General features: G+C 67.6%; 9 protein-coding genes and 1 pseudogene. 1 reads left to right on the top strand and 9 read right to left on the bottom strand.

Annotated elements, in window-relative coordinates:
- Nucleotides 1–118: 118 nt before the first annotated feature.
- The 9 genes and pseudogenes from FHS47_RS06450 to FHS47_RS06410 all read right to left on the bottom strand — a co-directional run.
- Nucleotides 119–1219, bottom strand: a pseudogene (locus tag FHS47_RS06450) (NADH:flavin oxidoreductase/NADH oxidase); the annotation flags it as partial.
- Between the two features lie 93 nt (nucleotides 1220–1312).
- Entirely contained in the window at nucleotides 1313–1957 is a 645-nt protein-coding gene (locus tag FHS47_RS06445; protein WP_167024571.1) for a dihydrofolate reductase family protein, read from the bottom strand.
- A gap of 116 nt (nucleotides 1958–2073) precedes the next feature.
- A complete protein-coding gene (locus FHS47_RS06440) occupies nucleotides 2074–4197 on the bottom strand; it encodes an HlyD family efflux transporter periplasmic adaptor subunit (protein WP_167024568.1) in 2124 nt (707 codons plus the stop codon).
- Between the two features lie 2 nt (nucleotides 4198–4199).
- The gene (locus tag FHS47_RS06435) at nucleotides 4200–5579 is read right to left on the bottom strand and encodes an HlyD family efflux transporter periplasmic adaptor subunit (protein WP_167024565.1); all 1380 of its coding nucleotides are present in this window, start codon (nucleotides 5577–5579) and stop codon (nucleotides 4200–4202) included.
- Nucleotides 5580–5583: 4 nt separating this feature from the next.
- Nucleotides 5584–6330 carry an efflux RND transporter periplasmic adaptor subunit gene (locus FHS47_RS06430; RefSeq protein WP_247741274.1) on the bottom strand — a complete coding sequence of 249 codons (747 nt, stop codon included), beginning with the start codon at nucleotides 6328–6330 and terminating at the stop codon, nucleotides 5584–5586.
- A 38-nt stretch (nucleotides 6331–6368) separates the two neighbouring features.
- A complete protein-coding gene (locus tag FHS47_RS06425) occupies nucleotides 6369–8288 on the bottom strand; it encodes a TolC family protein (protein ID WP_208381821.1) in 1920 nt (639 codons plus the stop codon).
- Between the two features lie 57 nt (nucleotides 8289–8345).
- On the bottom strand, nucleotides 8346–19652 hold the full coding sequence (locus tag FHS47_RS06420; RefSeq protein ID WP_167024558.1) for a VCBS domain-containing protein: 11307 nt from the start codon (nucleotides 19650–19652) through the stop codon (nucleotides 8346–8348).
- Nucleotides 19653–19984: 332 nt separating this feature from the next.
- Nucleotides 19985–23494, bottom strand: coding sequence for a two-component regulator propeller domain-containing protein (locus tag FHS47_RS06415; RefSeq protein ID WP_167024555.1), 3510 nt, complete (start codon nucleotides 23492–23494; stop codon nucleotides 19985–19987).
- Nucleotides 23484–24266: a response regulator gene (locus tag FHS47_RS06410; protein ID WP_167024552.1), complete on the bottom strand. Its 783-nt coding sequence runs from the start codon at nucleotides 24264–24266 to the stop codon at nucleotides 23484–23486. The genes FHS47_RS06415 and FHS47_RS06410 overlap by 11 nt, the downstream gene beginning before the upstream one ends.
- Nucleotides 24267–24485: 219 nt before the next feature.
- Here FHS47_RS06410 and FHS47_RS06405 point away from each other — a divergent pair, with 219 nt between their 5' ends.
- A complete protein-coding gene (locus FHS47_RS06405; protein WP_167024549.1) occupies nucleotides 24486–25409 on the top strand; it encodes a LysR substrate-binding domain-containing protein in 924 nt (307 codons plus the stop codon).
- Nucleotides 25410–25462 lie beyond the last annotated feature (53 nt).

The raw sequence follows: 25462 nt of genomic DNA, 5'->3' as shown, positions 1-25462 counted from the left end.
GGGCGACGCCTGCGGGGCTTGCACATCCTGGCCCAGCGCAAGCGTTCCCGCCCTGCCATTAACGATACTTGCCGTCCTCGCCACGCGACCAGTGCGGCGACGGATCGGCGGGGCCGTCCGTCGCGAACAGGTGCCGCAGCCGCGAGGGTTGCGAACGCAGGTACTGTTTGGGTGCCCGCACCGTCGCGCCGAGTTCCGCCGCGGCGTGCCACGGCCACCGCGGGTCGTAGAGGATCGTGCGCGCCAGCGCCACCATGTCGGCGTCGCCGGTGGCCACGATCGCCTCCGCCTGTTCCGGGCTCGTGATGAGTCCCACCGCGATCACCGGCATCGACACCGCCTGTTTCACCCCGCGGGCGAAAGGCACCTGGTAACCCGGGCCCACGGCGATGTGCTGCGCGTGATGGAGCCCGCCGGTGGACACATGGATCGCATCGCAGCCGCGGGCCTCCAGGGCCTTGGCGAAAGCGATCGTCTGCTCGAGGTCCCAGCCGCCTTCCACCCAGTCGGTGGCCGAAACGCGCATGCTCACCGGCCGGTCGGCCGGGAACGCCGCGCGTACCGCGTCGAAGACTTCCAGCGGGAAGCGCATGCGATTCTCGAGGGAGCCGCCGTACTCGTCCGTGCGCTGGTTCGACAGCGGCGACAGGAACTGGTGCAGCAGGTAGCCATGCGCGCCATGCAACTGGATGAAATCAAGGCCCAGCCGCGCGGCTCGCTGCGCCGCGGCGGCGAACGCGTCGCGGATACGGTCAAGGCCCTTCCGGTCCAGGGCCGTCGGCGGCCGATTGTCGGGATGGAACGGGATGGCGGAGGGTGCGACGGTCTGCCAGCCATGCGCATGGTCCGGCGCCAGTTGCGCGCCGCCGGCCCAAGGCACCTCCGTGGACGCCTTCCGCCCCGCGTGGCCGAGCTGAACGCCGAGGGCCATGTCCGACCAACGCCGCACGGCGTCTACCGTGGTTCGCATGGCCGCTTCCGTGGCGTCGTCGTACAGACCCACGTCGGCCCAGGTGATGCGGCCTTCGGGCAGCACTGCCGTGGCCTCGATGGTGAGCAGGGCCGCACCCGACAAGGCGAGTTGGCCCAGGTGGATCGTGTGCCAGTCGTTCATCCGGCCGTCTTCGGCGGAATACTGGCACATGGGAGCGATGACGATCCGGTTCGGAAGTTCGCGGTTGCGGATATGAATGGGCTGGAAGAGCGCCGGGTGCGCCATGGGATGTTCCACCGTGATGAGATTTGCCTGAGTGTCACATGGAGACCGAAAAGGATTTGCCAACCCCGGCGCGAGGGATGACCTCCCGAAAGGTCATCCCCGGGCGAGCACCAGGTGCATCGCGTGCTCGCCCTGGGTGTGTTCCGTGATCCTGTATCCCAGCGCGGGGAGGTCCAGGCCGGCGAACGGCGCTTCGCCCCGGCCGAGCAGCACGGGCGATATCGCTATGTGTAGCGCGTCGATAGCGCCGGCCTGAAGGTATTGGCGAACGGTCGAGGCTCCGCCGCCGATGCGTACGTCACGCTCGCCGGCCGCCTCTTTCGCGCGGGCCAGGGCTTCGTCGATGCCACCGGTCACGAAGTGGAACACTGTGCCGTCGTCCATCGCGAGGGACTCCCGCGGATAACGCGTGAGGACGAACACAGGGCAGTGGTAGGGCGGCGTATCGCCCCACCACCCTTTCCACTCATCGTTGGGCCAGTCGCCTCGGATCGGACCGAACATGTTGCGGCCCATGACCCATGCGCCGAGCTCTTCCATCGACTGCGCGGCGAAGCGTTCGTCCACTCCAGTGGAGCCACCCTCCTTGCCCATCATGGCGTGAAAGGTCCTCGTTTCTATCAGCCAGCGGTGCAAGCCCTCCGCACCGACACCCATCGGCTGTTCGAGGCTCTGGTCGCGGCCGGCGGCGAGACCGTCCACCGAGATGGTGAACGCATTCACACGAACTTTCGCCACGGCCACACCCTCTCGTTCCTCGTAAGAGCGCACCGTGTCGCACATTCCCGCAGGTGGCGCAAGCGTGCCGGGCTTCGACCACAGGTATCGCTCCCGGTCGCGGCCATGCCGACCCGTCAGCCTTCCTTGCCCAGGCCCGTCTGCTGCAGAAGGATCAGCAGCGCGCTGTCGATCCAGCGGCGTCCGATGCTTTCGCGTCGGCCTTCCATGTGCACGGTGGCCAGTTCCTCGGCGGGCAGCGGGGCTTCGAGACCGTCGCCTTCGACGCGGACGCGGTACCACACGGAGGCGGGCTTCAGGTCCTTCACGGGGGCGGTGGGGTTCAGCGGGATCGGACCGCCGTGATTCTTTGCCAGCATCAGGCTCGGCAGGTGCTCCATGGCACCGTTGTCCACCGCGACCACGCGGCCATGCAGCGGATTCCAGCGGCCGCGCGGATACACGGTCACCTCCGATCCGGCAACCAGACGTGCACGATCCGCTTCCGATACCAGCACGTCCGCACGCCACCGCGTGCCACCCACGATGGTAGCGATGCGCGAACCGGGCGATACCCAGTTGCCTGGCTGCAACGTGGTATCCAGGTCGCGCACGATGCCGCCATCGCTCGCCACGAGGCGCAGGCGATGGAGTTCGGCGGTGCTGGCCTGTCGCTGCACGTCGTACTGATCGGCCATGCGCTCGGCAACCACCTGCTTGGCGACACCGTCGCGGTCCAGTGCCACCGCTCCTCGGGCGGCTGACTCGTAGGCCTCCCGCAACGCATCGGCCTTGGCGGTCTCGTCTCTCGGCGAAGGCGCCGAGAGTTCGAACAACACCTGGCCCGGCTTCACGTGATCGCCCTCGCGAACGCTCACTTGCTCCAGACGCGCCGGGAACGGCGTGAACACCGGTTGTTCGATGCCCGCCTCCACCAGAGCGTCCGCGGTGATGCCGGACGACCAAGGCACCAGGAGAACGACGGCAACGGCAGCAAGTACCGCAAGCCAGCGGCCGACCGTGGAACGCCGGATCTCCGCGCGGCGTGCCCACCATGTCCGGACTTCATAGAACATAGGCTTCACCACGAACGTCACGATTTCCACCAGGAAGAGAATGAGGCCAAGCGCCTTGAAGAAGGCGTGGTAGACGACCACGGCGATACCGACGAACAGAGTGAGCCGGTAGAGCCACGTAAGGAACGCGAAGCCGGTGAGGAACGCCGCGAAGCGCGGCGATACCGCGTCGGGGCGCGGGTCTTCGATGCCGAGGAATGTGCGCCGTACCCAGCGCTTGGCCCAGCGCCCTGCCCGCTCGTGCAGGCCCGGGTAATCGAGTGCATCGGCCAGGATGAAATAGCCATCGAAGCGCATGAAGGGGCTAGCGTTCACGGCTATGGTCAACACCCATGCCGTGGTGCCGAGGAAGAACAAGGCGTTCTTGAAATTGCCTTCGGGCGCGAACGACCATAGCAGCGTGCACCACGCGGCGAGCACCCCTTCCGCCATGACGCCGGCCGAGGCGATCGCCAGACGGCGCCGGGAACCTTCCAGTTTCCAACTCTCGCCGGTGTCCGTGTACGCCATGGGCCACATCACCAGTAGCGCCACGCCCATGTGGCCCACGCGCACGCCGAAGCGCGTCGCCATGAACGCATGGCCGAACTCGTGCCAGCACTTCGAGAACACGAGCGCGCCCGCAAAAGCCACCACGCCGTCCCAGCTCATCGCGCCGCGCAGGTTGGCCTGCACGGTGTCCCACTGCCGGGCCGCCAGCAGAAGGCCCAGCACCGCGGCGACCAGGGTCGCGACGAGGAAGCGGGTGCCGAACATCCAACTCACATAAGGCAGCGCCTTGCGCAGGAAGCGCTCCGGCCGAATGAGCGGGATGCGGATGAAGAGGTAGTTCTGCAACAGCCAATGCATGGCCGAGGCCTGACGCTTCGGCATGGCGGCGCGGAGGAGCTGCTGCTGTTGCAGGAAGCGGACGAAATCCACCACGTCGTCGGGTTCGGGCGCAAGCGTGGTATCGGCGGCCACGGCTTCCGCGATGCGCACCGGATCGCAGAGCGACCAGTGCCGCAGGATCTCGAACTCCAGCCAGCCGATGCGAAAGAACTGGTTGCGCACCGGATCGGACAGATGCCAGGCCGGCGACCCGTCGCGATTGCGGCCCGCGGGATGAATGGCAAGCTCGTCGCGCAGCGCCGGCCACGGCGGCGGTGCCGCCGGCATCGCCCCCATCATGGACGCGGCAGCCATGTTCAGAGCCCGCTCCAGGCCCGCACGGTCGCCAGCGGCCGGCGCAACATGAGGTAACCCAGAACGCTCCAGCGGCCGGACACACGGGCCGTGCCCTGCAAGCCGATGCGGGCGCCGGGCGGCGTGCCGTCGATCGTGCCGCGCAGCACGTAGCTGGCCACACCGTTGGGCGCCTCCACCGGCTGGTACCCTGCGTAATCCAGATGCGCGTCGAGCGGCGACAGCGGAGCCACTTTCAGGAATACCGTCATCGGTGCCTGAGGGGCGAGGTTGGTCGCCTCGCCCACCGGTGCCCAGGCACGCACGCCCAGCGCATGCGGATCGGCAAGCAGGCCGATGCGTTCGCCGGTTTGCACAGGCCGGCCGGCCCAGTCGTCGGGATCGGAATAGACGAACACACCGTCGGCCGGCGCGCGGATCGCGAGCTTGTCCACCTCGCGCTGGAGCGAGTCCACATCCACCTGGCGCTCGCGCCACTTGCCTTCGGCCAGGCCGAGGTCGGCCTTCGCGTTCTGGCTCTCGATCGCCTGCTGTGCGGCCTGGTGCATTTCCACGCTGGCCGTGGCGAGTTCCGCCCGGGCCACGGCCAGCTTGTTGCGCAGGGTGGTGTCGTCGAGCTCGGCCAATATCTGGCCGGCTTTTACCGGCGTGTTCGGCAGCACCTTCATGCGATGGATCACGCCCTCGCGCGGCGAGGCGATCACCTGGCTGCGCGTGGAAATGATCTCGGCAGGCACGAGGGTGTATTCGCGCATGGGAATGAGCAGCACAAGCAGCAATGCCGCCAGCGCATACTGCAGGCGACGGCCGCTGCTCGCCTTGCGCCACCAGCGCTGCCAGCGCGTCGGCCGTGCCACGAGCGACCACCACGCATAACCGTAAAGGCTCGCCAACTGCAGGAGCGCGAACTCCGCGCCATCGGACACGAGCGTCGTCGGCCATGCGTCGTCGCGGGCGAGGAAAAGCAGCGCGCCCATGTTCTTATCGGGCCCCACGAGCGGCAGAACCCACACGTGGGCCGGCAGCCATTCGCTCCACTCCCCGGCAAGTTCCTCCCCGAGCATCTCCGGCGAGAGGGGGAGCACGCGGGCCGTCGAAGGCAGTTCGGCACAGCGCGCGGCGATCTTTCGTGTCACCGCGACCAGCCACAGGGCATAAGGCGTGTTGGGGTCCGGATCGGCAAGACCGGAGTGCGACACCAGCCGCGGGCCGCGTGCCGCCGACAGCGATACGAGCGCCGCCTGCCGGTATTCCACCAGCAGCCGCGTCTCGTTGCAGACCACGAAGCCGAGTTCCGCGGCAGTGGTGGCGCCTTCGGCACGGGCGGCGAGCGCGTAGAAGCGCGACGGCGCGGTCGCGCCGCGGGTGTCCGGTGCGTTCATCGGTTCAGCCCTTGCCGCCGCTCTTCGCCGGCGTGGCGCGGCCGCTCATTCCAGGCAGGACACGGCTGGTGTCACCGAGGAAGTCGGCCTCGATCTCGATCGTCTGGCTGACCGCGTCCACGCGACCGCTGAGCCGGGTGACGTTGAGGACATAGCGCTCCCCGGTCTCGTCCACGCTCGCATCGAGGTGCGCGCCCGGGCGCAGCCACGCGATCCAGTTCGACGGCACGTTGAGCCGCGCCTTCGGCGTGCCGGTACCGACGAGGTCGATGATGGGCGCACCCGGTGCGACGCCCTGCCCCTCCTTCACATGCACGCGCGCCACCCGTCCGTCGAACGGGGCGACGAAGCGACACTGTGCAAGCTCGGCCGAGAAGATACGCATCTGGCTACGCGTCCGATTCACATCGGCGGCCGTCAGCTCCACTTCCAGCGCGGCCGCGGACTGCAGGCCCTGCAGTTTCGCTTTCGCTTCGTAACGAAGCTGCGCCGCGTTGAACTCGGCCTCCGCCGCCGCACGCTTGGCTTCGAGGTCGCTGCAATCGAGCGACACAAGCACCTTGCCCTTCGTCACCGTATCGCCGAGCTGCGCATAGACGCGGGCGACGCGACCGCCGGACACCGCGGACAGCGGGGCCTCGCGATCGGCAACTACGAGGAAACGGACGGGCGCCTGCACCCCGGTGGCGGGAGACGACTGTGCCTGCGCGGGCCCCGCCAGTCCCATGGCAAGCAGACCGGCAACGCCCATCGCTTTCCTGACTACCTTTTCTATCGAAGACATACGGCTCACGGCTGGTTGATGGCCGCGGTTTCCGGCGCGGCGACGAGCTGGTGCACCTCGCCCAGGACGGAAAGCGTGGCGGCTTCGGCCAGGGCCGCGACGGCGCGTGTGCTCACTTCGTCCGGCAGGAAGCTGCGATAGCTCTGGGTCATCAGGCGCTTGCCCGCCTTGTCCTGCACGATCACGTCCCACTGCGCACGGGTGGCGTTCTTGCCCGGCGTGCTGCTGAAGTGAAGCTCCATGGCCAGCGCGTCGTCGCCGCTGCCGAGCGAAATGCGGTTGCCCGTCATCACGTTGCCCACCGCGGCGCGCACGGCGCCACCGTCCACACGCGCCGGCAGACCGGTCACGGAGAGTTCCACCGGACGGTCCACTTCCACGGCGTCCGCCGCCTGCGTGAACACCTGCTGCTCGCCACCGGAAAGGCTGGTCTGGATGGCCTTCGAAAGCGTGGGCAGGTCGTTGCCCACCACCTGCTCGGGCATCAGATCGATACCCACCGAGTTCAACACACGACCGTAAGCGGACTGCGCCGCCGCATAGGACGAGGCTTCCTGGAAGCGAGAGACCATCGAGCGCGCCTGCGTCCGCAGGGTCTCGAGGTCGCTGGTGAGCTGGTTGCTGGAACCGGCCCGTGCCACGCTGGCAAGACGCTGATCCACCCTTGCCGATTCTTCCGCCAACTGGTGGTCGTACACGGCGAGCTTGTAACGCTCCACCGACACGCGCACCTGAGTCAGTACCGCCATGCTCAGCGCCATGCGGCGTGCGTCGTCCACCTTCATGCGCGCTTCGTTCGTGCGCTTGATGGCGGGGATGCCTGCGAGGCGGAACAGGTTCATCGACATGCTGACGCCGCCCTGGGCCCAGCTCTCGTTGTACAGGTACTTGTTGGAATCGTAGCCCCCGCCACCGAACAGGTTGAGGTTCGGGAACAGCGAGGCGATCTGCTTCTTGGTCTCGATGGCGTCGATGCGCGTCTTGTAGTCTTCCTCGCGCAGTTCCGGCCTCTGCTCGAGTGCCATCTGTTCCAGCTGGTCGAGGTTGGACGGCACCTGCGACAGCGTCGTTTCCTTCGCATCGGCGAGGGTGAATTCCGTGCCGGGCGCCAGGTTCATGAGCGCGGCGAGTTCGCGCTTGGCGAACTCCATTTCCTGGCGCTTCTCGGTCACCAGCGTCATCGCGTCAAGCAGCGCACGCTGATATTCCAGCCCTTCCACAGGCGGCAGCACACCGGCACGTTCGGCCTGGCGGGTCTTTTCCAGTGCGGCCTGGATGTTGTCGGCCAGGGTCTGCGTTTCACCCAGCAGGCGTTGGGCGCCCAGCGCGCGCCAGTAGGCGTCGCGCACGTCCTGCACGATGTTCTGCAGCACCTTGCGGCGACGTTCGTCGGTCACGTTCACGTCGTCGGCCTGCTGTTTCGCGCGGTAGTAGCTCAGGCCGAAGTCCAGCACGTCCCACGACAGCGTGGCGTCCGCGAGGAAGTGCACGCGCTCTTCCGACGTCGAGGGGCGCAGGCTGATGATGCGGTCCTGGATGCCGATGCTGGTGCCGCCCGAGTCATTGCTGCGCCAGCGGTAGCCGGCATCGGTCATGAGCTTGGGCAGCATGTCGAGCTCGGACACGTCGAGCAGGCCGCGCGACAGCGCGGTTTCCATGAGCTTCAGGCGGTAGTCGAGGTTGTACTTGAGCGACCGGGCCATGACGTCGGAAAGCGTCAGCGCACCGCTGACGGGCTCCTGCCCCTTGTACATGGCCTGCTGGTCGTTACGCACGCGCGTGGCGATCTCGTCGTGCGTGAGCGGCTTGGGCTTCACGGCGCCGCAGCCGGTCAGGAAGACCGCCAGGGCGATGGTGGCGGAAAGGGTTACGGGACGCAGCGCTGACTTCGGCATGGCGGTCTTCATGGCTGTGGAATGGAGCATGGAGGTTCGTTTCCTCGAATACGTGTCCGGCGACCGCCCGCGGTCGCCGGCTCGCGATTAATGACGTGACGGAACGGCGGCGGGCACCACCGCGACAGGCACGGCCGCGGCCTTGGCCATGGCTGCGATCTGCGCCGTGAGCGACGGCGCACCGCCCGGGGTGGACGTCGACGACGGAACCAGGATCACCGAGACGGGCTCGCGTACCGCCGGCGCCTCGCGGCGCTCGTGCGGCATGTGCTCGTCACGATGGGACGCATGTGCCCGCTCGTGGCGCTCCCCGGCCCGCTCGTGCCCTGCCTGCTCGCGGTCGGCGACGTGCTTCAACGCGAAGGGCGAGAAGTCGTCCCAGAGCGGACTGGATGCCAGGCCGAAGTCGTTGAGCGCGACGCGAGAGCGTGCGTGCGCCTCGGCGACGATCCTGTGCGAGAAGCCGACGCCGTCGTTCAGCACGAACTGGCTGTTCTCCGGCCCCTGCGGCAGTTCGCCGATGTCGCTCGGATCGAGGCGCCCGGTCACCCACTGGTTCTGCCAGCGCAGCGTGTCGTCCTGCGACCGGTTCACCTCCGGCAGCACGAACAGCCCCGGCACGTAGTCCTGGCGAATATCGCGTACCGTCCAGTCGTGGGCCAACGGGAAGATCTGGTCGCCGGCACGAGCCTGCATGGGCGGCGTGATTCCGTGGATGGTGATGGTCAGCCGCGCCTCGCTGGTGTCGCCGTCCGCATCGGTGATGGTGTAGACGAATACCTCCGTCAACGTGCGGCTTGCGTCGAGTGCGCTCACCTTCGGGTTGCCCGTGTCCAGCTTGTAGCTGTAGGTACCGTCGGCATTGAGCACAAGCGTGCCGAACTCGCCCTTGCTGGCCCCGCCGATCGCTCCGTCCGCCCCGGTATTGACCGAGCCCACGGACGTCACCGGACCGCCGGTCGCGGCGCCGTCGGCACCGATGCGATCCGAACCGTCGTGCGAACCGTCCTTGCCGGTGAACACATTGCCGGACGCGCCCGTCTGGCCGCCGTCCTGCACGATGGTGGCGCTGTCGTCGCGGGCGGTCGGAACGTCGTTGGCGATGTGGATCGTCAAGGTTCCGCTGGAGGTATCGCCGCCGGCGTCGAGCACCGTGAGGCCGATGTTGTCTAGCGTGTCCTTGCCGGCCGGCTGCGAGACGGCGTGATCCAGCGTGTACGTGTAACTGAGCGTTCCCGCGGTCGGCACCCCGCCGACGGTCGAGGTCGGCTTAAAGCCCGTGAGCACCAGCGTGCCGTCCGGCGTGCGGACGGTCACCGGCGAACCGTTCGAGAGGGCCGCCAGGTCTGTGGTGGTAAGTGTCTTGCCACCCACGGTGATGCTGGTCAGCCCGTCGTCGGCGACCACGCCGATGCTGCCGCTCACGACGTGCGAGCCGTCGTGGTCGGCGAGGCCAGCCTCATGCACCGTGGCATGGCCGTCCGCACTGCCATTGCCGTCGACCGGCACGACCGTGGGGCCATCGTCGGTATGGCCATGGATCGTGATGGTCAGCGTCGCGGTACTGGTGTCGCCGTCGGCGTCGGTGATGGTGTACGTATACACATCGGTCAGCGTCTCGCCGTCCTTCAGTGCGTTCACCGTCGGATTGTCGTTGTCCACCGCGTAGCTGTAGCTGCCGTCGGCATGGAGCGTGAGCGAGCCATAGTGACCGGCCACACCCGAACCCACGTGACCGTTCACCGGACCGTTGGCGCTGCCGGCGACGACACCGGACACCGGCGTCGTCGTGGCATCCGCGCCGACGCGATCGGGAACGTCACCCGCACCGCCGCCGCCAACGACATTGCCCGTCACCGGGGAGCCGTCCTCGTTCGCATCGGCGTGATCGGCATGCGCCGTGGGCGCGTCATCGACGATGTCGACCTGGAGCGTGCCCGCGACCGTACCGCCGCCGGCATCCGTGACGGTCAGCGCGATGTTGCCGATGCTGTCGCCCGCGCCCGGCTGTGCGACCGGACGGTCGAGCGTATACGTGTAGCTGAGCGTACCGGCCGTGGGTACGCCGCCCACCGACGCCGTCGGCTGGAAGCCGGTCAGAACCAGCGTGCCGTCGGGCGTATGGATGGCGACCGGCGAGCCGTTGGAAAGCGCCGCGAGGTCGGCGAGGCCGATCGTGGTACCGCCCACCGTGACGCTGGCGAGGCCATCGTCCGCCGTGAGGTCGATCGTGCCGCCCGTGACGTGCGATCCGTCATGGTCGACCAGACCCGCTTCGTCCACCGTCGCGTGGCCCGCGATGCCGCCATTGCCGTCCACCGGCGTGACCGTCGGCGCGCCATCCGTGTGGCCGTGGATGGTGATCGTCAGCGTGGTGGTGCTGGTGTCGCCGTCCGCGTCCGTGATGGTGTACGTATAGACGTCCGTGACGGTCTGGCCGTCGCGAAGCGCATTCACGGCAGCGTTGTTGTCGTCGACCGTGTAGCTGTAGCTGCCGTCGGCGTTGAGCGTGAGCGAGCCGTACTGGCCCGCGACACCCGCACCGAGGTTGCCGGCCACCGTGCCGCCGGTGTTGCCCGCCGCGACACCTGTCACCGTCGTGGCGCTGTCGGCACCGGGACGATCGGCCACATCGTGCGCGCCACCGCCCGTGAGGACGTTGCCACCCACCGGGAGTCCATCTTCGGCGACATCGGCGGCGTCGGCGTGCGCGGTCGGCGCGTCGTTGACGATCGTGACGGCCAGCGTGCCCGCTGCCGTTGTGCCACCGGCGTCCGTCACCGACAAGGCGATCGTGTCGACGCTGTGGCTACGGTCCGGGCCGGTCTGGAGCAAGGAAGCGTCCAGGCTGTACGTGTACGACAGCGTGCCGCCGGTCGGCACGCCGCCGACGAAACCGCTCGGGGTGAAGCCGGTGAGGATGAGCGTGCCGTCGGCGGTATGAATCGTGATCGGCGACCCTGCGAGCGCGGCGAGCTGCGCCGCGCTGACCGTGGTGCCGCCGACCTGGATCTCGACCAGTCCGTCCGGCGCCGAGATAGCCACCGTGTCGGAAGCGACGCTGTCGTGGCCCAGCGGGCCGTCCGGCGTGAGGCCGGATTCCCACACCGTGGCCTCGCCATTGCTCTCGACGCCGTTGCCCGTGCCGTTGCCGTCGTGCGGCGCGATGGTGGGACCGCCATCGGTATGTCCGTGGATGGTGATCGTGAGCGTCGTGGTGCTCGTGTCGCCGTCCGCGTCGGTGATGGTGTAGGTGTAGGTGTCCTGGATCGTCTCGCCGTCTTTCAGTTTGTTGACCGACGGGTCGTCGTTATCGACGTCGTAGCTATAGCTTCCATCGGCATGGAGCGTCAGCGTGCCGTGCTGCCCGGTGACCGCCGTGCCGACCTGACCGCTCACCGCGCCGCCGGCCGTGCCCGCCGCAACGCCGGAGACCACTGTCGGCGCGTCGGCACCGGTGCGGTCGGCGACATCGCCGGTGCCGCCGCCCGTGATCACGTTGCCGCCCACGGACGAACCGTCCTCGTCGGCATCCGCATGATCCGCATGGGCTACAGGCGCGTCGTTCACGATCTCGACCACCAGGCTTCCCACGCTGCTCCCGCCGCCGGCATCGTTGACCAGAAGGCCGATCGTGTCGGTGCTGTGATCCTGTCCAGCCTGCTGTGTCAGCGCGGCGTCCAGCGTGTAGGTATAGGTGAGCGTGCCGGCCGTCGGTACGCCGCCCACCGTCGCGGTGGGAACGAAACCGGTAAGCACGAGCGTGCCGTCGGGCGTGTGAATCGTCTTCGGCGACGTGCCGAGGTTCTGCAGGTCGCCAAGCGAGAGCGACACACCGCCCACGTCGATGTTGTCGATGCCGTCGCCCGCCACGATGGCGATGGAGCCGCCCGTCGTCTGCGATCCGTCCTGATCGACAAGCCCGGACTCGTGCACCGTCGCATGGCCCGCGGCGGCGCCATTACCGTCCACGGGCGCGATCGAAGGCACGCCGTCGGTCTTGCCATGGATGGTGACCGTGAGCGTCGTGGTGCTCCTGTCGCCATCCGCGTCGGTGATGGTGTAGGTGAAGGTGTCCTGGATCGTCTCGCCGTCCTTCAGCCTGTTGACGGCGGGGTCGTTGTCGTTCACGGCATAGCTGTAGCTGCCGTCGGCGTTGAGCGTGAGCGTGCCGTGCTGCCCGGCAACGCCCGTGCCCGTACCGCCGGCAACGTCGCTGCCGGTATTGCCCGCCGCGACACCGGTGACCGTCGTCGGCGTGTCGGCACCGGTACGGTCGGCCACGTCCTTCGCCCCGCCACCCGTGATCACGTTACCCGTGGCGGCCGCACCGTTTTCGTTCACATCGGCCGCATCCGCATGGGCGGTCGGGGCGTCGTCGACGATGTCGACGACGAGCGTGCCTGCCTGCGTGTCTCCACCGGCATCGGTAATGGTCAGCGCGATGTTCTGCTGGCTCTCCGTCGAGCCGGGCTGCGACTGGGCACCATTCAATGTGTACGTGTAGCTGAGCGAACCCGCCGTGGGTACGCCGCCGACCGAGGTGCCGGCCGTGAAGCCGGTGAGCACCAGGGTGCCCACGCCCGTGTCGATGGTCTTCGGCGTACCACCCAAGGCCTGAAGTTCGGCGAGAGAGATGCTCACGCCGTGCACGGTGACGCTCTGGATGCCGTCGGCCGCCGTGAGATCGATGCTGCCGGATGTCGCCTGCGAGCCGTCGCCGTCCACGAGCCCCGACTCGTGCACGGTCGCATGCCCCGCAGCGGCACCGTTTCCGTCCACCGGCACCACGGCCGGCGTACCGTCCGTATGACCGTGGATGGTGATGGTCAGCGTGGCGGTGCTGGTGTCGCCGTCGGCATCCGTGATGGTGTACGTGTAGACATCGGTCAGGCTGTCGCCGGTCTTCAACGCGTTCACGGCCGGATCGTCGTTGTTCACCACATAGCTGTAGCTGCCGTCGGCGTTGAGCGTCAGCGTGCCGTGCTGGCCCGTGACCCCCGTACCCACCTGCCCGCTTGCCATGCCGCCCGCCGCGCCGGCCTTCACGCCGGTGACCGGCGTGGCGGTGGCATCGGCACCGACATGGTCGTTGCCCAGCACGCTGCCGGTGGCGGCGGCACCGTCCTCGTTCACGTTACCCGTGTCCGCCGAAGCGGTGGGCACATCGTCCACGATGTTGACGGCGATGCTGCCGTTATCGGTGAAACCGGCGCTGTCCCGCGTGGAAACGGCGATGGCCTCGCTGCTTGCGGTGGCCCCCGGCTGGTTCACCGGGCCGGTGAGTTCGTAGTGATAGATGAGCGTACCGTGCGCATCGTCCGCGCCCGGCACATAGCCGGTGATGACGAGCGTACCGTGTGCGGTCTGGATGGTACGGTCCGCCGGGTCGACGTTGGCGATATCCTTCAGCTGCGCGAGCGTCAGCGTGACGGAATGCCCGGCGCCATCCGCCGGATTGCCGATGGTGATGCTGTCCAGGTTATTGAAGAGGTCGATGCTCTCCGTGCCGTTCACGCCCTGGCTGCCGCTGCCGTTGGCCAGCCCCGCTTCGTTCACCGACGTGCCGCTGTTGATGGTCACGTCGAACACGCGGGTGGTCACGAGCGCACTGGACGAGCCGTCGGCATAACCGTACTGGTCGCCGATGGTGGTCGGGTCGGTGCCTTCGTTTGCCGCCTGGTCGCCGTCGAGCGTGCCCTGGTCCGGACGGCTGCCGTGGTTGCCGTTGTCGTTGACCGTCACCTGCACCTGGAACGTGCCGTTCCAGAACGCATTGTTGTCGCCGGCAGCCGACGGTGGCAGCTTCACGCCCACGGCGTTGATCGCCGCTTCCACCTGGCTGATCGAACCGGTGATCGTGATCGAGCGATGATCGCCGGCGATGGTGTACGAGGCGCCTCCGAAGGTGCCCGACATGGCGGTGACGCCATTCACGTCATTCACCTGGAAACCGTCCGGGATGGCCACTGTCGCCGTCACACTGTCGGTGCCCGCGTCGGGATCGGCAAGCGTGATGTGGCCCAAGGTGTAATGCCCGGCGGCGCTTTCCGTCGCCGTGTTGGGCGCGGTGACACCGATGGCCGTGGGGTTGTTCACCGACGAGGGGAACACCACGCGGTAGGCCGACGACACGTTCTTGCCGAGACCGCCGGGGACGGCGGCGTACGGGTCCACCACGGTGGTGGGCACGTCCTCCACGCCGCCGCTGGCGTTCGCGTTCTGGCCGCCGTTGGCGGCCGTGCCCGAAAGTGCGCCCGTCGTCACGTCACGCAGACGGTCGTCGGCGATCACCTCCACCCGATACGACTTGTCGGCATTGGCCAGCGAGCCGCCGATCGAGACTTGCAGGCCCGCGAGGTACTGGTTGATCTGATCGCGTGTGCCGCGGATGACCAGCGCGTCGCCAGTACCGTCGTACGTGCCGTCGATCGTCACGCCCGACCCTGCATTGCTCGACCCGAGGACGATGTCGGCGTATGCGGAGTGAGCGAGCGCCACGCCGTTGGCATCCGTGACGCGCACCGTCACCTGCATGAAGTCGCTTTCGCCTGTGGTGATGCCGCCGCCATCGGTGTAATCGACGTCATTGACCGAGAACCCGTCCACGGCCGTGCTGCCGTTGAGGTAGACGGTTCCGGTGCCCTTCGTGACGGTCGGTGCATCGTTCACGGCGATGACGTCGATGCCGATCTCCACCGGCGCCGGATTGTTGGCGACACTGCCGTTGCCGGTATCGTCGCCGATGCGGGAACCCGCGTCGTCGAAGCTCATGGTGAGCGTCACGTCGCCGGGCTGGCCGCCGTTGAGGTCGTGGTTGACGTTCGCCGCGCTCTGATAAGTGAGCCCGTTCGTGGCATCGTTCAGCAGGGCCTGGATGTCGCTGGCCCGGCCGGTAAGCACCAGGGTGGACGTGTTGTCCCCGGAGATGGTCACGCCGCCGAAACTGGTCTGGCTGCCGCTGCCGCCGATGCCGAGGGAGCCGCTGGGCACGGTAAGGGTCACCGTCACCGGTGTGTCGAAGGCCGCCGATTCCGCGTCGCTGACGACGAAACCGCCACCGATATGGGTGGGCTGGTCTTCGTACGTGGCCGGAATGGTACCCGGACCGCTGATGACACCAGGGTCGTTGACGCTGGACGCGCGCACCACGACCGAGGCCGCGGCGAGGTTACCGCTGTCGGTCGGCGCGGCGTCGTTGTACCAGTCGTATTCGTTGGTTTCGACGGGGCTCGTGACCGAGCCGCCGCCTGTACCCGCGTCGGGCGACTGATTCACGGCACCGCCGTTGGCACCCCCGACGAGGTTGCCGCCGGCGTCGCGCAGACGGTCGTCCGCGATCACCTGCACCTGGTATTTCGCATCCTGGTCGCCGGCAAAGGTGACGGTCAGTCCGGCCAGCGCCGCATTGATCTGCGCACGCGTGCCGGTCAGGACGAGATAGTCGCCAGAACCGTCCTTGTCGGCATCCACCACCACGCCGCTGCCGCTGGCGAAGCCGATGGAGACGCCGTCCGCCGTGTAGTCGCCCGCCTGGAACGCGGTACCGTTGGCGTTGAGCAACCGCACGGTGACCTGCATGTAGTCGGTTTCGCCGGCGCCGACCGTCGTCAGGTCGGGATCGCTCACGGAGAAACCCGGCACTTCGTTGTGCTGCGGGTTTGCGCTATCGAGGTCGATGGGACCGGTGGGCGCCGTGACCTTGGGCGCGTCGTTCGTGGGATCGGTGTAGATCCAGAACTCGTTGCCCGCCTGTTCCTTGTCGCCGTCGGAGATGGTGAAGCCGAACTTGTCATCGGGCGCGGCCGGATAGCCGGCGCTGCTCGTCTCGGTACCGTCGTTGAGGTAGTAGATGTGGCCGGCGGCCACATCGGCCTGGGTGAACGACGAACCCTTGCCGAGCACGTGGAAGTTCACGCCGTCGGTGGAGAACGCGATGTTCCCGTGCGCGGGCGCGGTCGTGATCACATACTGCACCTGGACACTGCTGCTGTCCGGGTCGTAGGCCTGGAGCATGGCCGGCGTGATCTGCGCGTAGCCACCTTCAGGGAGCGTGAGCGGCTCGTTGACCGGCGCACCGCCGATCTGGTTAGGCGAATCCGACGGCACCGTCGGATCGGCCTGGGTGGGATCCTTGGCGATCTGCGGCGCATCGTTGACGTTGGTGATCTGGATGGTGACGTCGGCGTCCGTGGCCGACGTGGCGCCCCAACGGTCTTGCGCCTCCACCGTGAAGGTGGCGCTGCGAACTTCGGAGCCGTTGCTCACGAAGCGAAGCCCTGTGGTACCCGCGCTGCCCGTGATGATGGCGGCATCGAGCGTCATGCCCGCCGTTACGTCGAGCCAGTGCGCGCCGCCGTCCAGGGAGTACTGCAGCTTGCCGCCCTGCGGCAGGCTCGTGATGGTGAACTTCAGCGCGCCGGCGCCCGTGGCGTCATTGTTGTAGGCGTAGTTGTCGCCGCCGCCCGGGAGCGTGGGCGAGCCTTCGAGGTAACCCTGGCTGGTCGCATCGTCCGGATCGCGCAGGCCAAGCTGGCCCGTGGTGATGTAGGCGATCTCGCCTTCGTTGATCACCGTGTTGGAGGAACCCGTGACCGTCGGCAGATCGTTGGTCGGGTTCACGTAGATGTCGAACGTGGGCGTCCAGCTGTCCACAACGGCCTGACCGTTCACCACGGTGACGAGGCCCGCGGACACCGAGAAGTTGGCCTTGACGTGGAAGTTCTCGCTGTCGCCGTCGTGCTGGAAGCGTACGCGGCCGGCATCGAGGTCGGCCTGGGTGAAGGTGCCGAAGGCGGAGACGTTTACCCAGTTGCCGCCCACCTGCTTCTGCAAGGTGCCGGCGCTGGCGGTGATGCCGGCGTCGTTGGTGAAGCCCAGGAACGTGTACACCACCTGTGACGGATCGACGCCCTGTGCCGTGTAGCTCAGGCCGGGCATGGTGGTGAAGTCGGTCGGCTGGCCGTTCGTGGTCGTGCCGTGCAGGACGATGCTGCCGCCTTCCTGCACCGTGCCGATGGCATCGCCGCTCGGGTCCACGCCAGCGTGCGTGGAACCCTGGTCGGCGGTGACCGGGTCGTGCACGGGGAAGCCGCCATCGTTGCCGGCCGGCGTCGGCGCGAGGTTGATCGTGAAGGTGTAGTCGCGCAGCGTATCGGTAGAGGCAGCGCCGTTGTAGTCACCGCCGATGCGGGTGAATGTGGTGCCGTCCGCGCTCCAGCGCAGCGCCATGGTGTTGTCCACCACCTGGAAGTGGAACGTGTCCTGCTGGCCCGCCGCGGCACCGGACGTCTGCACGTACTGCACGCGGCCCGCCCGCACGTCGTCCATCGTGAACGTGGCGCCGTCCTTCAGCTGCTCGCCGTTGAGCAGGAGGTAGCCATGCGTGAGTCCGCTCTGGCTGGTGACGAAGCTGATGTTCCGGTCAGGCGAATCGACGTCGGTCGCCCCGATCATTCCCGGCGTGAGGACCACGGAATACCCGCCCGCACTGCCGTTGCCGGCGGCCGGCACCGTGGCGGTGAGCGTGCTGTCCGTGTCCAGGGCCGGATCGTCGTCCACCGCATGCACGTCGAGGGTGATCGTGCCGTCGGTGCTGGCGTTGGTACCCGTGCCGCCGCCCTCGTCGGTGACGCGCACGCCGAAGCTGTCCTGCGTGACGCCATCCACGCCGTCGTTGCTGTACGTGAGCAGGTTGCGGTTCGCGTAATCGAACGTGAGCCCGGCCGTGACCGGCACGCCGTTGTAATAGAGCGTGCCGTGGGTCGGCAGCGAAGTAATGGTGATCTGCAGGTGCGTGTCCTGCGGATCGCCGCCGGTACCGGCCACGATGTACTGACCGACGTTGCCGGTATCCACCGCGTTGGCCGGCTGGCCCTCGTACACCGTACCGGTGCCGCCGATGGTAGGCGCCTGGTTTACCGGATTGATGTTCAGGGTGACATGCACGCTGGCGGAACGGTCGAGCGGTGTCGCACCGTCGTTGACGCGGGCGTCGAATCCGTCCGCGGTGTCCTGGTCGGCGCCCGTGGCCGTGTGCACGTAGGCAAGGCGCCCGTCGATCACGTCCTGCTGGGTGAAGACCGAGCCTGCGCCGAGGCGCTGGCCGTTGAGAGTGAGATAACCGTATTGCGGCAGGCCGGTGAGACTGTAGACGATCTGCGTCGGCGTCTGCGTGCCGAGAGTTACCTCGGTGTCGAGCGCTGCCAGGGTGTCGGTGCCGATAACGGTGACGCTCCGGTTGCCGGAGGTATCCACCTCCTGCACGGTCTTCGTGGCGTCGGGTACCGATACCGGATCGTTGGAAGGCGTGATGTTGACGTCCAGCGAATGGGAGGCCGACAGCGACTGGGCGTCCCGCACCGTCACATCGATGGTCGTGTGTGCCGCCGTGTTGCCCAGTTCCACATCCGCGGCGACAAAGGTGAGCTGGTTGAGCCAGGCCTGCGCGGCGGCCGCCGTGCCGGTAAAGGTGAAGCCGCCCGCCACTGCCGTGCCGCCGGCCGCGGAAACCAGCGTGCCCTTGCTCGTATCTGCCACCTTCGCCGTGACGGTGACGCTGTCGCCGCCCACGCCGTCGTCCACGATGGACCAGCCGCCGAGCGTGGCGCGATCGGCACCTGCGGCGTTGAGCGAGCTGGGCTCGGCCACGGTGATGCTCTTGGCCGAAGTGGTCACCGTCGGCGCAACGAGGAGGCCGTCGTAGTCCAGCGACAGGGTGCGAGTCTCGATGTGGCCGATGGTGCTTTCCAGCGCCCAGTTTCCGCCGAGCGCGGCCGAGCCCGTGGCATCGGTGGAAGACGCCACGTCCGCCTGCGTCAGGCGGCCAAGCTGGGTGACCAGCGCGGTGTCGTGCTGCGATACGTCGCAGCCGTAGAGGAGGATGTCGCCATTCGAAGAGAGCGACGCGCCGATCTCGCCGAGCTGGCTCTTGAACGCGGCGACGTTCGCCGCGGTAACCGTATCGGTGCCGAGCGAAATGGAATCGTTGGCACCATGGCTGATGATGTGGATGGCGCCGATGTCGTGTTCGCCGCGTAACGCGTTGGCGATCTGAGAGAGGCCCGACGACTTGTCATCCAGCACCACTACCTGGCTGCCCTTCGGGAGTTGCGAAACCAGCGACTGCCAGTTGGCCACGCTCTGGTCCACGACATACACCTGCGCGGGTGCCGCCTCGCTGTGTGCCGGCGGCGGCGCCGGGGCCGGGGCGACCGCGTGGCCTGGCTGTTCGGCTGCCGGGCTCTGGAATTTGCCCGCGTCATGCGCCGCTTGCGCAGGATCGACATGGTGCGCCGCCTCCACGAGTGCGGCGCCGTCGTACATCTGGCGCGGCTCCAGCGCATAGCGGTGGGCACGGGGGCGGAACGGATTCGATGACTTGTTCCCTGACATGGGTCGCCTTGCAGTTTTGACGGGCATGACTCGGGCCAACAGCCGTCGTCCCGAACGCCGCAAGACTTCGGGAGGAGGATGTCGACGTGAGGCTGTGACCTCGATCACAGTGGCTGCGGCGATCCTATGTTCCATGGATGAAACGGGAAAGCCGTTACAGTGGGAATTTGCGTCACGCCCTGCGTGACGAAGTTCCGCTCCGGCAAAGGCCGCGGAACACGCCGGGGTAATCGATTACTCCGAAGGCAGCGCCATTGCTGGACTGGCGAGGCTACGAACTCGCCACGACCTTTGCCGCGACGGACGAGCGACTCGTCGCGACAAATGTGAAATCAGCCGGCCGCACCGGTTTCGTTATCGGTGACGGGTTCGACGAGGCGCATCACGCATGCCATGAACTCCGCCGCCGTCGCCGGTTTGAGCAACACGTCGTCGAACTCGAGCGAACCGCCAGGCGGACGGCGTGGCGAGAGCGCTGCGTAGAGAAGTACCGGCACGGAGGGATCGAGCTGGCGTATCGCATGCAGCAAACGCCATCCGTCGCTTCCGGGCAACCTTTGCTCGGTAACCACAAGGACGGGCGGCTCGCGGCGGACGATGTCCAGTGCGGAGGCGGCATCCGCCGCCGGGATGCTTTCGAAGCCGTAGCCATCCAGCAGGTCGCAAAGCACGGCGCGGCGCATGGGATGCGGTTCCACCACGAGGATCGCCCTTCCCTCGCCGTCCACGTCGCCGATGTCGCCGCCCGCTTCGAATTCGGCCTCGAGTTCGTCTTCGTTCGCCACGTCGAAGTCGGCACCAAAACTGAAACGGCTGCCGCTACCGGGCGCCGACTCGGCATCGAGCTGCGCGCCCATGTGCTGCAAGAGCTGCACCACGATGGCGAGCCCGAGCCCGCTGCCTTCGTGCTGCGTGGCGTTGCCGCCCCGGGTGAACGGTTGCTGCAGCGATTCGAGCGCTCCCGCATCCATGCCGATGCCCGTGTCTTCCACCGTGAAGACGAGCCGCACCCGCCCCACACGCTCCGGCACGGCGTCCACGCGGAAGACGACGGTGCCGTCGTGGGTGAACTTTGCGGCGTTGCCCAGCAGGTTCAACAGCACCTGGCGCAAACGCCGGAAGTCCGCCACCACCACGGCGGGCATGCGCTCGTCGAAGCGGCATTCGAAACGATTGCCGTGGCGCTCCACGAGCAACGAGGCCTGCTCGGCCACGTCATGGATGAACCCATGCAGATAACCGGCTTGCGGTTCGAGCTGGAGGCCGGTCAGTTCGCCGCGCGAGAATTCCAGCAGGTCGTCGATCAACTCCATCTGCTGGCGCACGTGGCGCTCGATGATCCGTGGATAATCGCGCCCGGCATCGCCGACCCGCCAGCGCCTGACCGCGTTCATGATCGCACCCAGCGGCGCGCGGAGGTCGTGGCCCACGTGCGCGAGCAGCATGCGGCGGGCCTGGAGCGATTGCCTCAGTTCCGCCGTGCGCTTCTGCACGATGCCTTCCAGGCGCTGCGCATGCGCGATCAGCAAACGGGTGCGCCAGCGCCAGGCCAACACGATGAGCAGGAGAACTGCAGCCGCTTCGCCCGCATAGGCCCATGGGGTGAGCCACCACGGCGGAGACACGGTCAATGTGAAGGCGACAGGCTCCGACCTGCTGCGCCGGTTCACGTCCACCGCCGTCAATTCGAAACGGTAGTCGCCCGGCGGCAACGAGGCATAGCGGACCTCGCGCTGCGCCGTATCCACCCAGCCCTCGTCCACACCCGATAGGCGATAGCGGAAACGGACCGGATGGCCGGCGCTGTTGCCTGCCGCGCCAAAGCGCAGCACGAGCGCAGCTGCATTGCGGAAGGCCACCGTGGCGGACGGCGCCACATCATGGCCGCCGTAACTCGATGCGAGCAGCAGCGGGCGAATCTGCCGGGGCGCGAGCAATTGCTCCGTATCCAGCACGTGCGTCAGACCGATGGGCGCGCCGATCCACACGGTGCCGTCATCGTCGGCGAAGAATGCGCCGTGGTTGGTTTCGTCCCACAGGAGGCCATCGCGCATGGACAAGCGCACCCACGCGCCCTGGTCGAGCACGTCCACACCATTCCCGCCGCCGGCCCAGAGGCGGCCGCGGCGGTCGGATCGCAGGAAATAGAAGCGCGTATCCGCCAGCAGCGGATCGTCGACCGGGGCGACGGTCACATCGCTGCCGTCGCCCACGTGGCCCACGAACAAGCCGGGTTGCAGCGAACTCAGCCACAGCTTCCCGTCGGGCGTGACCGCCACGTTCTCGTAGCCGCCCGGCAATTCGTCCGGCTGCACGCGCACGCGAGCCCACCCTTGCGCGTTGCGGCGATAGAGACCGGAGCTGCATGCGGCCCACAGGCGGCCGTCGGCATCCTCGGCCATGTCGGAGCACATGGTGGACGGGATGAGCGAAGGGGCCGCGGGTTTCACCTCGTGTGCCGCGGCATCCACTTCATAAAGCCCCCCGAGTGTGTACGCCCAGAAGCGGCCGGCGCGATCGAGGAGCGCTCCGCGGACGAGGTACGGCAGGACGCCGACCTCGGTCGTGCGTTTTGTCGCCGGCTCGTACTTCAGCACGCGGCCGTCGAAGAGGAAGTACCAGATCGCGCCGTCGCGGTCGGCGATCACGGCGTGTGCCTGGGTGGGCGGCGGCACCGCGAGCGGCCAGCGGTGCGCGCGACCCTCTTCCGGCACGATCACTTCGCCGCCCGCCTCGCCGGCAAGCCAGACCGAATGGGCGTCGCCGCGCGCGATCGACCAGACGAGGCTGCCGCTCAGGCCTTGCGCGGAGGTCCAGTTCTCCACGGCGTCCGCGCTGCTCCAGTAATAGACGCCGCGGCCATACGTGCCCATCCAGATCATGCCGTCCTGGTCGGCCACCATCGACGAGACACCGACATCCGGCAAGCCGTTGCCCGGGTCGTAGAGCTCCCATTTGGCGCCATCCCAGCGTGCAATGCCGACGTCGGTTCGCGTGACGATGCGCCCCGCCCTGTCCTCGACGATATCGATACTGGACGCCGCCACTTCGGTGTGGCCGCCCGGCATGTCGTGCACCGTGAACTCCGACGCGCCAGGGGCCAGACGAATCACATGGCGGATGCCGCGCGCCCAAAGACTGCCGTCCCGGGAAGCAAGGAGCCCCAGCCACTTGTCGGCGGGCACGCCCTGACCCGTTCCGTAGCGCGTGAGCACGCCGTTGCGCAGCCTGCACAGGGTGCTGCCGCAACCGAACCACGTGGTGCCGTTGCGATGGAGCACGGCCGTGGTGTCACCGGCGCCGGTCTCCGCAGCGGGTTCCAGGGGGCCGGCGGTCCAGAGGCCGGCGGCATCCTGTGCCAACTGCAGCAGGCGATGGCCGCTCACTACCAGCATGCCGCCGCGCCCGTCGGCGGCCAGCGTCTGCCCGCGATCCGCGAACAGCGGCTTGCCGTCGGGCCTGACCCAATCGAACTTTCCGTTGCGACCACGCCTCTGCAGGCCGGCACGCGACGCGACCCAGAGATGGCCGTCGGAATCCTCGTCGAGGCTGATCACTTCCGACGTCTGGAATCCCTGCGCTTGGCCGAGCGCGTTGAAACCGAGGCCGTCGAAACGGTAGAGGCCCTTTTCCGTGCCCACCCACAGGAATCCGTCGCGATCCTCGTACATGCGGACCACGGACAAACTGGTGAGTCCGCTGTCCTGTGCGTAGACCGTCAGGGGCAACTGCACGGCGGAGGCGAACGCCTCGCCCCACCCGCACGAACACACGGCAACGAGTGCCGCGAACAGCCAACGCCATGCCCCGGAGCGGCGTCGCGAACCTTGCTCAGCCGCCACGGTGAGCCATTTCAGGAAGCGCTTCCTGCCGCGCCGATCGCCGGTACTGGCTAGGGGTCACGCCCAGCCGCTCCCGGAAGGCCGTGGTGAAATTGCAGGCGCTGCGGAACCCGATGTTCTCGGCGATCTCCTGCATGCCCAGTGTCGTGTCGGCGAGCAGCTCACGGCTCTTGCGCAGGCGCTCCTCGCGGATCCACGCGAAGACGGTCATGCCCAGCTGTTGGCGGAAGATGGCGGACAACCGCTTGTCGTAAGTACCGACCGCCGATGCGATCTCCTCCAGCGTGAACGGAGACGAGAGGCGCTTGCTTATCAGGCGCATGGCGGCGCGCAGCACCACCTCGTCGCGCGACGGCGTGCCTTCGGGCACATCGTCGGGGGCTTCCGTCCGGCGGGCGAGACGGAGATGGATCTGCACCCGGGCCAGCAACTCGGCGGGCTCGCAGGTCTTGAGGATGTAGTCGACGGCACCGTGGTTGAGGCCCTCCAACCGCTCCTCCGGGCTGGCGGCGGAGGTCAGGAAGAGGATCGGCGTCTCCCTCGCCCTCGGCAGTTCCTGCAGAAGCCGGCACAGGGCGAAACCGTCCATGCCCGGCATACGCACGTCGAGGAGGATCAGGTCCGGAAGCAGCGATTGCGCGCGCTGGTAACCCTGCTGGGCGGTGGTCGCCAGGGTCACCCGCCAGGACTGGCCCCGGAGGGCCTGCAACAGCTCGCGGATGTTCTCTGGCGCGTCGTCGATGACCAGGATGTGGCGGTCCTGACTGGGCATGTTCGGTCCCCCTGCGGATGCGCAGCCGGCGTGAAGACTACGCATTTTCGGAGCGAGTATAGGCCTTCCCGAGGACTTTTTTCCGCTCCGGCAAAGAAAAGTGCCGCCCGCGCAAATGTGACGCACGTCACACTTCGTTAGTATCCCCGACGGCACGCAGGGGTGCCGTCACGGTGGGAGCGCGCACTTTCCGGCTGGGTGCCGGGGGGAACGCACGTAATGGAACGAATCAATAATCTCAGCGACCTGTTCCTGTTGGTACAGGTGATCGAGGCCGGCGGGTTTTCCTCCGCGGCCGCCCGGCTGGGCACGACGCGGTCATTGCTCAGCCGCCGCATCATTGCCCTCGAAGAGCGCCTCGGCGCGCGCCTGCTCCACCGCAACGCACGGCAATTCGCGGTCACGGCGACTGGCGAGCGCGTATATCGCCACGCCGTGGCCATGTGCGAGGCAGCCACTGCCGCCGAACAGGCCGCTGCCCAGCCCGGCACGCCGAACAGCCTGGTGCGCATCGAGGCACAGGGACTTCTCTCGCCGCTCGTGGCCGAACTCGTGCCCGGCTTCGCCGCGATCCATCCGAAGATCCGCCTGTCGGTGAGCACCGGTGGCAGCGACTTCGAGGCCCTGCTGCTCCAGCAGGCCGACGTGATCTTCAGCCTGCGGGAAACCCTGCCCGACAGCGGCGACATCGTGGCGCGATCGCTCGGCGACGTGCGTGTCGTCACCGTGGGCAGTCCGGACCTGATCCGCCGTCTGGGCGCGCCGGAGCATCCGGCGCAGCTGGACGAAGCGCACTGCCTCAGCTACGCCAGCGAAACATCGGGGTACTGGATGTTCCGCGGCCTGACGCCTCGCCGGCGCAACGGCCGCATGGCCTCCGCCGACCTCGGCGCCCTGCTCAGCGCGGCACGTGCCGGCGTGGGCTTCGCGCAGTTTCCGCTCTACATGGTGGCGGACGACCTGGGCAACGGACGTCTTCGCACGATTCTGGAATCCTTCGAACCGTCGCCCCTGCCGCTGCACGCCCTCACCATGTCGGGCCGCGTCGTGAGCGATGTGACGCTCAACTTCGTGCGCTTCGTGCAGAAGAGCGTGACGGCCATGAGCGAGCGCTGGGAACACCTGGTGCCGTTGACCGTTTAAGCAAGCGCCCGACATGCCCGTCGTGCTACACACGTTCCGGTTCCGTAGCCACG

The sequence above is a fragment of the Luteibacter sp. SG786 genome (assembly GCF_011759605.1).
Lineage (GTDB): Bacteria > Pseudomonadota > Gammaproteobacteria > Xanthomonadales > Rhodanobacteraceae > Luteibacter.
The sequence above is the reverse complement of the archived record's forward strand: the minus strand, read 5'-3'. Positions and strand labels throughout refer to the sequence as shown.

Excerpts from the sequence above, each read along its gene's own strand:
- FHS47_RS06430 (WP_247741274.1), bottom strand. The coding sequence starts at position 6,330 with ATGGGCGTTGCCGGTCTGCTTGCCATGGGACTGGCGGGGCCCGCGCAG.
- FHS47_RS06420 (WP_167024558.1), bottom strand. The coding sequence starts at position 19,652 with ATGTCAGGGAACAAGTCATCGAATCCGTTCCGCCCCCGTGCCCACCGC.
- FHS47_RS06435 (WP_167024565.1), bottom strand. The coding sequence starts at position 5,579 with ATGAACGCACCGGACACCCGCGGCGCGACCGCGCCGTCGCGCTTCTAC.
- FHS47_RS06440 (WP_167024568.1), bottom strand. The coding sequence starts at position 4,197 with ATGGCTGCCGCGTCCATGATGGGGGCGATGCCGGCGGCACCGCCGCCG.
- FHS47_RS06425 (WP_208381821.1), bottom strand. The coding sequence starts at position 8,288 with ATGCTCCATTCCACAGCCATGAAGACCGCCATGCCGAAGTCAGCGCTG.
- FHS47_RS06410 (WP_167024552.1), bottom strand. The coding sequence starts at position 24,266 with ATGCCCAGTCAGGACCGCCACATCCTGGTCATCGACGACGCGCCAGAG.
- FHS47_RS06405 (WP_167024549.1), top strand. The coding sequence starts at position 24,486 with ATGGAACGAATCAATAATCTCAGCGACCTGTTCCTGTTGGTACAGGTG.